The sequence below is a fragment of the Mycobacterium sp. NGS24 genome (assembly GCF_059813065.1).
In genome coordinates this window covers 1-11,695 of the sequence record NZ_JCALDW010000006.1, presented here as the reverse complement: position 1 = coordinate 11,695, position 11,695 = coordinate 1, and the positions used below count along the sequence as shown (strand labels likewise).

12 protein-coding genes are annotated in these 11,695 nt (G+C 66.3%); 5 read left to right on the top strand and 7 right to left on the bottom strand.

Annotated features, from left to right (window positions below):
• Nucleotides 1-18: 18 nt before the first annotated feature.
• Both acpS and AC5Y6Y_RS10420 read left to right on the top strand, forming a co-directional pair.
• Nucleotides 19-411, top strand: a complete 393-nt coding sequence (gene acpS, locus AC5Y6Y_RS10425) for a holo-ACP synthase AcpS (RefSeq protein WP_499929933.1) — start codon at nucleotides 19-21, stop codon at nucleotides 409-411.
• 599 nt (nucleotides 412-1,010) lie between these two features.
• Nucleotides 1,011-2,450: a PE family protein gene (locus AC5Y6Y_RS10420; RefSeq protein ID WP_499929931.1), complete on the top strand. Its 1,440-nt coding sequence runs from the start codon at nucleotides 1,011-1,013 to the stop codon at nucleotides 2,448-2,450.
• A gap of 51 nt (nucleotides 2,451-2,501) precedes the next feature.
• Here AC5Y6Y_RS10420 and AC5Y6Y_RS10415 read toward each other — a convergent pair whose 3' ends face one another.
• The 3 genes from AC5Y6Y_RS10415 to macS are packed head-to-tail and all read right to left on the bottom strand — an operon-like array spanning nucleotide 2,502 to nucleotide 6,216.
• Nucleotides 2,502-4,364 (bottom strand): DUF2339 domain-containing protein, encoded by a 1,863-nt coding sequence (locus AC5Y6Y_RS10415; protein ID WP_499929929.1) that lies wholly within the window; start codon nucleotides 4,362-4,364, stop codon nucleotides 2,502-2,504.
• Between the two features lie 60 nt (nucleotides 4,365-4,424).
• Nucleotides 4,425-5,081, bottom strand: coding sequence for a response regulator (locus tag AC5Y6Y_RS10410; protein ID WP_499929927.1), 657 nt, complete (start codon nucleotides 5,079-5,081; stop codon nucleotides 4,425-4,427).
• Nucleotides 5,074-6,216, bottom strand: coding sequence for a MacS family sensor histidine kinase (gene macS, locus AC5Y6Y_RS10405; protein ID WP_463826462.1), 1,143 nt, complete (start codon nucleotides 6,214-6,216; stop codon nucleotides 5,074-5,076). The genes AC5Y6Y_RS10410 and macS overlap by 8 nt, the downstream gene beginning before the upstream one ends.
• Before the next feature lie 120 nt (nucleotides 6,217-6,336).
• Between macS and AC5Y6Y_RS10400 the strand changes: the two genes are divergently transcribed.
• Nucleotides 6,337-7,680: a dipeptidase gene (locus AC5Y6Y_RS10400; protein WP_499929925.1), complete on the top strand. Its 1,344-nt coding sequence runs from the start codon at nucleotides 6,337-6,339 to the stop codon at nucleotides 7,678-7,680.
• Nucleotides 7,681-7,739: 59 nt separating this feature from the next.
• Here AC5Y6Y_RS10400 and AC5Y6Y_RS10395 read toward each other — a convergent pair whose 3' ends face one another.
• On the bottom strand, nucleotides 7,740-8,978 hold the full coding sequence (locus AC5Y6Y_RS10395; protein ID WP_499929923.1) for an HNH endonuclease signature motif containing protein: 1,239 nt from the start codon (nucleotides 8,976-8,978) through the stop codon (nucleotides 7,740-7,742).
• Between the two features lie 60 nt (nucleotides 8,979-9,038).
• Nucleotides 9,039-9,512, bottom strand: a complete 474-nt coding sequence (gene bcp / locus AC5Y6Y_RS10390; protein WP_499929921.1) for a thioredoxin-dependent thiol peroxidase — start codon at nucleotides 9,510-9,512, stop codon at nucleotides 9,039-9,041.
• 80 nt (nucleotides 9,513-9,592) lie between these two features.
• Between bcp and AC5Y6Y_RS10385 the strand changes: the two genes are divergently transcribed.
• Nucleotides 9,593-9,820, top strand: a complete 228-nt coding sequence (locus AC5Y6Y_RS10385; protein ID WP_463826458.1) for a DUF3618 domain-containing protein — start codon at nucleotides 9,593-9,595, stop codon at nucleotides 9,818-9,820.
• 5 nt (nucleotides 9,821-9,825) lie between these two features.
• On the opposite strand, the gene AC5Y6Y_RS10380 is transcribed toward AC5Y6Y_RS10385, so the two are convergent.
• A complete protein-coding gene (locus AC5Y6Y_RS10380) occupies nucleotides 9,826-10,599 on the bottom strand; it encodes an SDR family oxidoreductase (RefSeq protein ID WP_499929919.1) in 774 nt (257 codons plus the stop codon).
• A 91-nt stretch (nucleotides 10,600-10,690) separates the two neighbouring features.
• On the opposite strand from AC5Y6Y_RS10380, the gene AC5Y6Y_RS10375 reads away from it, so the two are divergent.
• On the top strand, nucleotides 10,691-11,575 hold the full coding sequence (locus tag AC5Y6Y_RS10375; RefSeq protein ID WP_463826457.1) for a LysR family transcriptional regulator: 885 nt from the start codon (nucleotides 10,691-10,693) through the stop codon (nucleotides 11,573-11,575).
• Here the strand turns inward: AC5Y6Y_RS10375 and AC5Y6Y_RS10370 are convergent.
• On the bottom strand, nucleotides 11,512-11,695 hold a 184-nt coding region (locus AC5Y6Y_RS10370), incomplete at its 5' end, for a hypothetical protein (RefSeq protein WP_499929917.1). The two genes, AC5Y6Y_RS10375 and AC5Y6Y_RS10370, sit on opposite strands and share 64 nt — an antisense overlap.

Genomic DNA, 11,695 nt, shown 5'->3' with positions numbered 1-11,695 from the left:
CCGATAGCCTCACCACCCATGGGCATCGTCGGAATCGGGATTGATCTTGTCTCCATTCCTGATTTCGCCGAGCAGGTCGACCAGCCGGGCACGGTGTTCGCCGAGACCTTCACCCCGGGTGAGCGTCGCGACGCCTCCGACAAGAGTTCGTCGGCGGCGCGGCACCTGGCCGCCCGATGGGCGGCCAAGGAGGCGGTGATCAAGGCCTGGTCTGGTTCGCGGTTCGCGCAGCGGCCGGTGTTGCCCGAGGACATCCACCGCGACATCGAGGTGGTCACCGACATGTGGGGCCGCCCGCGGGTCCGGCTCAGTGGCGAAATCGCCAAGCACCTGGCCGACGTGACGATCCACGTGTCGTTGACCCACGAGGCGGACACGGCGGCCGCGGTGGCGATCCTCGAGGCGCCCTAGGCCCCGCTTCTGCGCGAGCAGACACAGAATCGCATCACGCGACCCGATTGAATGCGATTCTGTGTCTGCTCGCGGGGGGTGGTGAGCGTTGTGGCCATGCTGCAGCGGACGGTTCGCACGGAGAAGCTATTGCACATGCGTCGGGTTGCGAGTTACCATCCGACACGTACAACCTACTCCGCAGTAAGTTACTCGCTAGTTCGACCAAAGTACCGTGTCGAAGGGTCTGAGATGTGCAACCGTTGCCCGGTGAACCCGTTCGTCGCGGGCGAGACACCGCACTGGCGTGCCGCGTCACCGCCCTGAACAGTTGTCGCTCGGGCCGCGCGCCTGACGAATTCACTGCTGGCGGCAGCACCTAGTTAGTTCGGTCCCCGAACGGCCGAGTTGCATGCGATTTGGTTAATGTTGCGCTCTGAATCCGGCGGATTCAGGGCTATTAAAGGTACCCGGATTTCAGCTATTTAGTAGAGCAAAATATGCTGTGAATTTCCTATGATACTTGACCCGATGTAGAAACAAGTGTTTAGTTTCGGAGTTGTACGGATGACCAGGGGTCATACCGGGCCTAGTCAAAGGAGACTGATATGTCGTATGTAGTGGCGATACCCGAACTCGTGCAGGCGTCGGCCAACGACCTTGCGGGTATCCAGTCAGCGCTGACCGAGGCCGCTGCGTCGGCTGCGACTGCGACCACTTCGGTGCTGCCCGCGGGCGCCGACGAGATTTCCGCGGCAATTGCTCAACTATTCGGCTCGCACGGGACAGAGTTCCAAGCAATCAGCAAGCAGCTCAATGCGTTTCATGCAAAATTCGCAGATCTGGTGGGTGCGAGCGCAGCGCAATACACTGCCGCTGAGGCCGCTGCGCAGTCGCTGCTCGGCGGGGTCAGCGCCGCCGCGGGAGCGTCTCCCCTGGAGGCGATTGCAACATTCGCTGGCGAGGTGGCGGCGCCGTACCAGGCGTTGTCGACGAATACCGCAGCGAACTTGCAGAGCCTGACTCGTGCCGTCTCGGCGAACCCGATGCCATTCCTACGGCAATTCATTGCCAATCAGGCCAGCTACCTGCAGACCATTAGTACCGGATTCGCCAGCGCCATACAGAACCTGCCCGCAACGCTGGAGAACCTACCGGTGGTAATTCACAACGCGCTCTCGGGTCTGGCTGATTTCCAGCCCGGTGCGCTGGCCCAAGGGTTCATTAATAACCAGATAGGCTATTTCAACACGATTTCGACGTCGTTGACAGCTGCCGCGCGCGACTTCGGCACCGGCGTGCAGGCCTTCCCGGCCAGTCTGCAGGCGGCTGGTCAGGCGTTGGCGGCGGGCGACTACACCAGCGCGGCGAACACTCTGGCAACAGGGTTCCTGGCGCCGTTCTTCACCGGCTTCAGCAGTGTGGTCCTGCCCACCGGTGTGGTAGTCGTCTCGCCGGTGGGTGCAGTCGGCGATCTCGGACCGATCTTCACCATCCCTGGGCAGATGGCACAGAACTTCACCAACCTGCTGCCGGTCGGTTCGATTCCCGCAGCGATATCGCAGAACGCCACCAACCTCATCACCACCATGACCGATGTCACTCAGTCGATCGACCTGGTAGCACCTACGCTCCCGCTGCATGTGGGCCTGCCGCTTGTGTTGGCGATTGACGCGATAGGTCCAGTGGTCACCACAGGTGCTGCGGCCCAGTCGAGTCTGGTGGCGGTCACGACCGCCCTCCAGGCGCGCAACATTCCGGGAGCGGCGGCGTCGCTGCTCGGCGCGCCGGCGGTGATTGCCAACGGGTTCTTGAACGGGCAATCGATGCTGACGCTCAATGTTCCGGTGGACATTGGTTTGGGAGTGCCGCTCAACACCTCGACCGGTCTGCCGTTGGGTGGACTGCTCACGCCGTTACAGGGCGGTCAATTGACACTCATAGAGGGCATCGATCCCTCGCCGCTCGGCGGCGCGCAGTTCGGCGGCATCATTCCGGGGCTGCTGAGCTACCTGCCACAGCAGCTGGCGCAAGCCATCGGGGCGGGGCCGCTCGCGTAACCGGTTGGCGCCCCGCCGAATTGCACTCTGTTCGGCGGGGCCCCGTGCGTTTCAGGTGCGTTGGTCTACGCCGGCCAGGCTGCGGGCATAGCCGGCGCCCATACCCAGCAACACCAGACCCACGATGATGAACGCCGCCACCCGAAAGATGCCGTCCAACGTGGCGAGGTCGAACAGGAACAACTTGGCGGTGGCTGCCGCGGTCAGCGCCAACCCTGCCGTGATCGCCTCGCTACGGTGGTCATGTCCAGACCGCAGGGCATACACGAAAAGCGCTGCCGCCATGCCGATCCAGCAGATGGTGGCCGCCATGTGCCCGGCCAGGAATCCGCCTCCGGTGCCACCGATCAGAACACCCGCAGTCACGGTGAACGCGGTCACGGCGTAGCCCACCGCTGCCGCCGCGATCGCGAGTAGTAGGCCCGCGCAGTCGGAGTTGAGGAAGACCCGGGTCAGCACGGATGCCAGAGCAACCACCAGCAGGCTGGCTGCCAGGGTGGACACCGCAACCGACGGCGGCGTCGTGCTGGCCCGCACCAAGGCCGTCAGCGGTGCGTAATGGTAGAACCACCCCGCCCCAATGGTGCCGAATCCTGTTGCAGCCCAGCGTGCTACGTCATTCCGACGACCGGCGATCGCAACCACGATAGCCAGTGCGAGCAGTAGCGGGCCCGCGACGTAGCCGTCGAACGCAACGGTGACGGCCACCAGTGCCGCGATCGCCGACCAGGCCGACCAGATCTGGCTGACGATGCGGGGGTGGTCGCCCAGCAATGTGACGGTGAGCATCGCGGCCGCCACCGCGGCGGAAAGAACCGCTGCCAGAACGTGATTCACTCCGACTGCGCTGGCCAGCACCGGCAAGGTACCGGCGGCGGTCAACAGTGCCAGTGCGGTCGCGTTGGTGGTGCTGGGCAGCAGCACCACGCCGCCGACGAAGGCGAGTGCCGCCGCCACTCCGCATGCTCCGCCGACCAACCAGGCGTTGTCGTGGTCGTTGACCGCGACCAGTGCGAGGAGTAACGGCAGCGTCGTCGCCGCGGTGCGGGCGGTGTGCATCCAGATCCAGTCCTTGCCCAACTGCACCGGCAACGCGGCCGCCGACAGCGCCAACATGAAGCTGACCAGGAGCAGGTCGATACCGCGGGTGAGGACGGGAGCCAGGCCGATCAGTGGGATCAGCACCAGCAGCGCGAGATGCTCGGAACCCCACCGTCGCGACACAGCCAGACCCGCGCCACCCACGACGGCGGCCAGTACCAGTCCCAGCGACGCGGGGACCCACTTGTAGATGGTGACGACCGCGATCACATCCAGGTATGCCGCGGCAATACCGGTGGCGGCCAGGGCGATCGCACCGATCCGGCCGCCCGGGCGGCTACGCAATCGGGCAGCGACGCCGACGAGCGCGAGCGCCAGTGCGCTGCCGCCGGCCACCCGGATCTCCGGTCGTAACAGTCCGGCCTGCGCGGCCAGCACGAGCAGCAGCACCACGCCGATCAGCGTGACAGCTACACCGGCGACGGCCAGAACCTTGCCGATCCAACCGGATTCGGCCGTGTCCGGGCTGGCCGGGGCGACGGGCCGCGGGGGAGTGGGCGGGGCGGACGGCACGGGTTTGGGTTGACGCGGTGGGCGCGGTGGGCGCGGTGCGACTGTCGCCGGCCGCCAGGATTGGTAGTAGTGCTGCCAGTATGTGCCGGCTTGGTGCGGCGGGGCGACGGGAGCCGGCGCGACGGGCGGCGGGACGTAACGCGGTGCCGGCGGGACGGCGGTTTCCGGCGGCGTGGACGCGGGGGCGGAGATCAGTTGATCCAGCTGACTGAGCTCACCGGAAACTCGCGACATCTGCCGGGCGAGAGAGTCGAATTCTTGCGACAGCCGACTGATCACAGCCTGATGCGGTTGGGTCATGGTGACCCACCCTGCCGGGGATACCCCGGTGGTCGGATGAGTAGGACTACCCGAATCCGGTCATTGATCGAGCCCGTGCTCGATGGCGTAGCGCGTCAGCTCCACCCGGTTAGCCACCTGCAGTTTGCGGAAGGTGGCCTGCACGTGGTTTTCCACCGTCCGGTGGCTCAACGATATTTTTTCGGCAATCTGCTTGGCGGACATACCCTTTGCGACGAAGCGCAGTACTTCGGTCTCCCGCTCGGTCAGGCTGGGTCCCGCCGGCTCGGATTGCGGGCGCTGCGCGATGCGCCGGTATTCACCCAGCACCAGTCCGGCCAGACTCGGGGTGAACACCGCCCGTCCGGCCACGGTGGCCCGCACGGCATCGGCCAGTTCGGCCTTGGAGGCACTCTTGACCAGGTAGCCCGTCGCCCCCGCCTTGACCGCTTCCAGCACGTCGTCGCGTTCGTCGGAGGCCGAGAGCACCAGTACCCGGCTGTCGGGTGACACTTCAAGGACTTCCATCGTCGCCTGCACACCGTCGCCGTCGGACAGGCGCATGTCCATCACCACCACGTCCGGTTTGACCACCGCCGCCCGGCGGCGCGCCGACGCCACGCCCTCAGCGGTAGCAACCACGTTGAACCCGTCGTCTGCGAGGTCCCGGGCGACCGCGTCGCGCCAGATCGGGTGATCGTCGACCACCATCACCGTAGGTGCCGCATCCTCAGCCATGCCGTCCCTCTCCCCGTGGCACTCTCAGTTCCCATTCGGTACCGTCACCCGGCCCGGTGGTCAGCTCGGCGCTGCCGCCCAACGCTTCCAACCGCCCGATGATCGACTTCACGATCCCGACGTGTCCCTGACTGACCGCTTCCTCCAGCCGTCCAGGTGCGATGCCCACTCCGTCGTCGCGAATGCTGACCGCGACCTCGTCGCCGAGGTCCTCCAGCAGCACGAAGGTGCGAGCCTCCGGACCGGCGTGCAGCCGTACGTTGTCCAGCGCGTTGCCGACCGCGGCATCCAGTTCGCCGGCCACGGCACTGTCCAGGGTCACCGGGGTTCCCGGCAGGCTCATCGACACGTGGTCGCACTCCCGGCAGCGCAGCAGCGCACGCAAATCGACCGTCGCCTCCGACTCGCGCTGCATGTCGGTGGAGGTGACCCACTTGCGCAGCGCGCGTTCCTGTTCGCCGGCAAGTCTGGCGAGTTCGGCTGTGGCACCGCCAATTTCGTGCCCCCGCTTGGCGACCAGCGCGAGCACCTGGACGACGCCGTCGTGGACCTGGCGGGACAGCCGCTCGCGTTCTTCCACCGCAGCGGACAGACGGGCCGCCCGCTGCAATTCTTCATGGGCGCGGCGCGCGGTCCGAGCCGCCAGACCTATGGCCAGCCCGACAGCCAGCTCGACGATGATAGTGGCGTTGCGTCCAAAGTTGACGTTGAGGTAGCCCTTGACGAATTCGCTGGTCGCCGCCACAGCCAGGCCGGTCAGCATGCCGCCGGCCGGTCCGAACTGCAGCGCCGCCGAGATAGTGGCGTTGCTGGCCCACAAGGTCGTGGGCCAGGTCTGGTTGTTGTGCGCCCACTGGCCGGACGCAACGACCTCGGTCGACAGCATCAGCATCACGACCACCACGAGTTCGGCGATCACCCAGGCCGGGCGACGGCCGAACCCGCGCAGGTAGGCGACCGAACACGCCACGCTCCACCCGATCAACACCGCGAACAGCGTCCAACCCAGCGCCGGATGGCGCAGATCCGCGCTGACCGCGATGTGGAAACCCAGCGCGTACAGGCAGCTCAACAGCCGGAACAGTTGCGCGGCCCGCCACAGTGGGGTGGTGGGATCGGGCCCGTCGGTGCTCACCCGGCAAGCCTAGAGCGGGCCGAGGGGTCAGTCGGTCCTGCCGTGCCCTCGCCCGCCGATGATCACTGGTCACACGACTCACCTCACGTCAGTGACACGGGCATGGCTAGCCTCGGAACCATGACTGATCTGGTGGAGCGGGTGCGCGCGGTGCTGCCTTCGGTGCGGCGCGACCTCGAGGATCTGGTACGCATCGATTCGGTGTGGGCCGACCCGGCCCGGCGCGACCAGGTGCACCGCAGCGCACAGGCGGTATCAGACCTGTTGTCGCAGGCTGGTTTTGGCGATGTGCGGATTGTCAGCGAAGGCGGTGCCCCCGCCGTGATCGCGCATCATCCCGTTCCGCCCGGGGCGCCTACGGTGCTGTTGTACGCCCACCATGATGTGCAACCCGAGGGCGACCGCGGGCAGTGGCACTCGCCGCCGTTCGAGCCGACCGAGCGGGACGGACGCCTCTATGGACGCGGCACCGCCGACGACAAAGCAGGCATCGCAACACATTTGGCCGCGTTCCGGGCGCATGGCGGTCAACCGCCGGTGGGCGTGACGGTGTTCGTGGAAGGTGAGGAGGAGTCGGGGTCGCCGTCGCTGGGGCAATTGCTGGCCGCCCACCGCGACGAGCTGGCCGCCGACGTGATTGTGATCGCCGACTCGGACAACTGGAGTACCGAGGTGCCGGCGCTGACGGTGTCGTTGCGGGGGATGGCGGACTGCGTGGTGGAGGTCGCCACCCTCGACCACGGCCTGCACTCCGGGTTGTGGGGCGGCGTGATTCCCGACGCGCTGAGCGTGCTGGTGCGCCTGTTGGCCAGCCTGCACGACGACGACGGCAATGTGGCCGTCGAAGGTCTGCACCAGACCGACATCACCGGCTTGAACTACCCCGACTATCCGCCGGAGCGGGCCCGCACCGACTCGGGCCTGCTGGACGGGGTGAGCGAGATCGGGTCCGGGTCGGTGCCGCAGCGATTGTGGGCCAAGCCCGCGATCACCGTAATCGGTATCGACACCACATCCATTGCTGCAGCGTCGAATACGCTGATTCCGCGGGCGAAAGCCAAGATCAGCATCCGGGTGGCGCCCGGCGGTGATGCGAGAGCGCACCTGGACTCGGTCGAAGCCCACCTCAAGCGGCACGCTCCCTGGGGCGCGCACGTCAGCGTGACTCGCGGCGAAATCGGCCAGCCCTACGCGATCGAGGCCAGCGGACCGGTGTACGACGCGGCGCGGGCGGCGTTCCGCCAGGCGTGGGGTACCGATCCCATCGACATGGGCATGGGTGGGTCGATCCCGTTCATCGCCGAGTTCGCCGAGGCGTTCCCACAAGCCAAGATTCTGGTCACCGGGGTGGAGGATCCGGGCACCCAGGCGCACAGCGTCAACGAGAGCCTGCACCTGGGCGTGCTGGAGCGGGCGGCGATCGCGGAAGCGTTACTGCTGGCGAACTTAGCTCCGGACCGCTAACCGCGAGACGCGGGAATTTCCGCGCAGCTGTGTGCAGGCGAGTTCGGTTGATCGCCAACCTAATTCGGTGGCGCTTCGGGTTGGAAGGGTGTGTACCACCACCAGTCGGCGCGTTCGCCGAGGGGTCCTTGGCAGGGTGGGACATCCGGTGGTGGTGTGGTGGGGGGTCGGGCCAGTGATCCGGGTGGGAGGGGGTGTCCGTCGTCGTCGGTGACGATGAGGTTCTCGGCGGTGCCGGTGATGGTGATCCCGCCCTGGTGATGTAGGCGGTGGTGGTAGGGGCAGACCAGGGCCAGGTTGGTCAGTTCGGTGGGGCCGCCGTCTTCCCAGTGCCGCAGGTGGTGGGCGTGCAGGCCGCGGGTGGCTCCGCAGCCGGGCACCACACAGCAGCGGTCGCGGTGTTCCAGGGCGCGGCGTAGCCGGCGGTTGATCTGGCGGGTCTGCCGGCCGGTGCCGATGAGCTGCCCGTCGCGTTGGAACCAGGCCTCGAAGGTGGCATCGCAGGTCAGGTACTGGCGGTCGGCGTCGGTGAGCAGCGGACCCAGATGCAGCGCCGCGGCGCGCTTGTCGACGTCGAGGTGCACCGCCACGGTGGTGCGCTGCCCGTGCGGGCGGCGGGCGACCTCGGTGTCCCAGCCGGCCTCGACCAGGCTCATGAACCCATCCACAGTGGTGGGCAGGGGCGGCGCGCTGGGCGCGTCGTCCTCGCCGTGGTCGCGTTTCCACGTCGCGACCAGCGCATCGAGATGAGCCTGCAACGCGGTGTCGAACACCGCGGCCTCGATGTGCGGCAACGTGATCCACCACGTGGTCGTGTGTTCATCGCAGGTCTTGGTGATCCGCCGCCGCGGCTCGGGGGCGGGCCCGGGATCAGCTCGGGGTTCGAGCTTGACCGCGGTACGCAACTGGGTGACCGTGGCCACCGCCGCCAACTCCACATAATGCTCATCAGACCCGTCCGCGGCGTGCTGGGCGATCACCCCCACCTGATCCAGCGACAACCGGCCCTCGCGCATGCCGGCCGCACACCGCGGGAACTGCTCCAGTCGCCCGGCGATCGCCGCCACCGTCTGGGCGTTGGCCGGCGACACCCCGGTCTTCCAGGCCACCATCGATGCCAGCGACCGACACCCGGTCATCCCCCACAACTGCTTACGGTCCACCTCAGCAGCGATCTCCACGATGCGCCCATCGATGGCATTACGCTGACCCGTCAGCTCCGCCAACTCCTCAAACAACACCTCCAAGCGCTCCTTGGGCATCAACCCGACAGGCTCAGCAACAGCGGCGGCAAACACAACACCATCACAGCACCGGGGTACGACAACTCCCGGCCGCCGGGGAAGGCTCGATCGGGCCTAAACCGACAAGTCCCGCCGCAGCTTCGCCACGTGCCCGGTGGCCTTCACGTTGTACTGCGCGATCTCGATCTTGCCCTTGTCGTCGACGACGAAAGTGGACCGGATGACGCCGGTGACCGTCTTGCCGTACATCTTCTTCTCCCCGAAGGCGCCGTAGGCCGCCAGCACCTCGCGCTCGGGGTCCGACAGCAGCGGGAACGTCAAGTTCTCCGCATCGCGGAACTTCGCCAGTTTCTCCGGCTTGTCGGGGGAGATGCCGACGACGTCGAGGCCGGCCCCGTTCAACTCAGCCAGACTGTCCCGGAAGTCGCACGCCTGCTTGGTGCAGCCGGGCGTGGAAGCCGCCGGGTAGAAGTACACGACGACGCGGCGGCCCTTGTAGTCCGACAGCGACACCGTGTTGCCGTCAGCGTCGGGCAGGCTGAAAGCGGGCGCTGGGTCGCCGGGTGCCAGTCGTGTGGTCTCGGTCAAAGTGCATCCCTTTCTCGTCGCCGAAGCGTCGGCACTAGGGTAGTTGGTCAGTGCATCAGCTTGATTTGGAGGACAGACACGTGGCGGACCGCGATCCCGACACCATCAAGAAGGAGATCGATGTCGCCCGCGAGCAGTTGGCTGCCACGGTCGACTCGCTTGCTGAGCGGGCCAACCCGCGCCGCCTGGCCGACGACGTCAAAGCCAAGGTGTTCGAGTTCCTCAACAAGCCCATCGTGACGGTGTCACTGACCGGGGCCGGCGTCGTCGCCGTCATCGTGGTGATCCACAGGATCAGGAACCGCTGACCCGCTCAACGCGTGGAGTAACCGCCGTTGGCGAAGATGGTCTGTCCGTTGATCCACCAACCGTCGCTGACCAGGAAGCGGATCAGCGCCACGATATCGTCCGGATCGGTCAAACCTGTCCTGGTGAATTTCGACAAATCGGCCGCCGTCTGGTTGAACTTCGCCGACTCATCGGTTTCCTGCCCGTAGAAGAAGGGCGTCTCCATCGGTCCGGGTGCGACGGCGACCACCGAGATACCACGTTCCCCGAACTCCTTGGAGGCCGCGCGGGTGAAGTGTTCGACGGGGCTCTTGGAGCCGGCATAGATCGAGTACAACCCTGTGTAAGCAGCCAGTAGCGAAGTGACCACGGTGACCAATTTGCCCTGGTCCGTGAGATGCTTGCCCGCCTCCTGGATGAAGAAGAACGCGGCTTTGGAATTGACGGCGAAGATCGTGTCGTAGTCGTTCTCGGTGATGTCGGCGATCGGCTTCTTGATCACCATCCCGGCGGTGTTGACCGCGATGTCGATCGTCCCCAGGGCGGCCTTGGCGTCGTCGAACAGCGACGACACCGCTGCGGCCGAGGTCAGGTCGCCCCGGAAGGCATAGGCCTCGGGTCCGGCGTCGGTGATGGCAGCGACCGTCTGGTCCGCGGCTGCTCTGGTGGCGTCGCTGTTGTAGTGAATCGCAATGGCTTTGACGCCGCGAGTCGCCAGATCGCGGGCGAGCAGTCCGCCCAGATTCTTGGCGCCGCCGGCGATCAGCACTGTCTTACCGTTCAGGCTGTGGTTGCTCATGACGCGAAACTATGTCGGCGGATATACAAATCGCCAACAGTGTTTAATGGTCGGATGACAACCGGAAGTTGTCCATGGTGAGGGGTTGGCGGTGTCGGACCACCATGCACCATTAGACCTGTACCGGCTGTCCCAGTTCATCGCGGTGACCCAACACGAGAATCTGACCGCCGCCGCCCAGCGGCTTCATCTCACTCAGCAGGCATTGAGTACGGCCATGCGCCAACTCGAGCACGCTATCGGCGTCAGCCTGTTCGACCGTCGCGGCCGGCGACTGCAGCTGACCCCGGCCGGGCAGAAGCTGCGCGAGGGTGCACCGTTGCTGTTGGCTGCCGCCGCCGCACTCACCGACGCCACGCGGCAGGTGGCCGCCGGCCGTCAGCCGCCCTTCGTCGTCGGACATACCCCGGCGATCACTGCCGAAGAGATCTTCACGATCATCGAACCGGTGCGCGCGGCGCTGCCGGAGGTCTCGGTGACGGCGCGACAGATGTTCCCCTCAGACATGCAGCAAGCCCTGCTCGATCGATCCATCGACGTGGGTCTGCGGCGCGGCGCCACCACGCCACCGGAGTTCGCCGGGGCGGTCATCGGTTACGACGAACTGCGGGTCGCGGTAGCAGCCGGTCACCCGTTGAGCAAGCAGACCAGCATCGCGCTCACCGACATCGCCGCCTACCCGTTGGTCGTGTGGGCACCGCCAACGTTCTCGTTCTATACGGACTTCCTCGTAGCAGCTTGTCGCCGTGCGGGTTTCGAGCCGACGGTGGTGGTCAACAAGATGCAGGGCACCCCGCCGGTCACCGCGGTCGTCGGCAACGACTACGTCGCATTGGTGACCGCGCCGGCGGGCCCGGCGTTACACGGTCGTGTCGAAGTGCGGGCCCTGGACGACCCGCCGCTAGTGCCCATTCAAGCGTTATGGTTGCCGCACACCACATCTGAGGCGCGGACCGCGCTGTTGGCGCGGCACTGAATCAGTGGCGCGCCACGAAAGTGCCCGGAGACCAGCGCCTTGAATCCTGCAATACCGTCGGCGGCGAACAGACCGGGCAGTTCGTGCCCCGGACCGGTCGACGCGTCGGTGACCAGGGCG

Excerpts from the sequence above, each read along its gene's own strand:
- acpS (WP_499929933.1), top strand. The coding sequence starts at position 19 with ATGGGCATCGTCGGAATCGGGATTGATCTTGTCTCCATTCCTGATTTC.
- AC5Y6Y_RS10400 (WP_499929925.1), top strand. The coding sequence starts at position 6,337 with ATGACTGATCTGGTGGAGCGGGTGCGCGCGGTGCTGCCTTCGGTGCGG.
- AC5Y6Y_RS10380 (WP_499929919.1), bottom strand. The coding sequence starts at position 10,599 with ATGAGCAACCACAGCCTGAACGGTAAGACAGTGCTGATCGCCGGCGGC.
- AC5Y6Y_RS10415 (WP_499929929.1), bottom strand. The coding sequence starts at position 4,364 with ATGACCCAACCGCATCAGGCTGTGATCAGTCGGCTGTCGCAAGAATTC.
- AC5Y6Y_RS10410 (WP_499929927.1), bottom strand. The coding sequence starts at position 5,081 with ATGGCTGAGGATGCGGCACCTACGGTGATGGTGGTCGACGATCACCCG.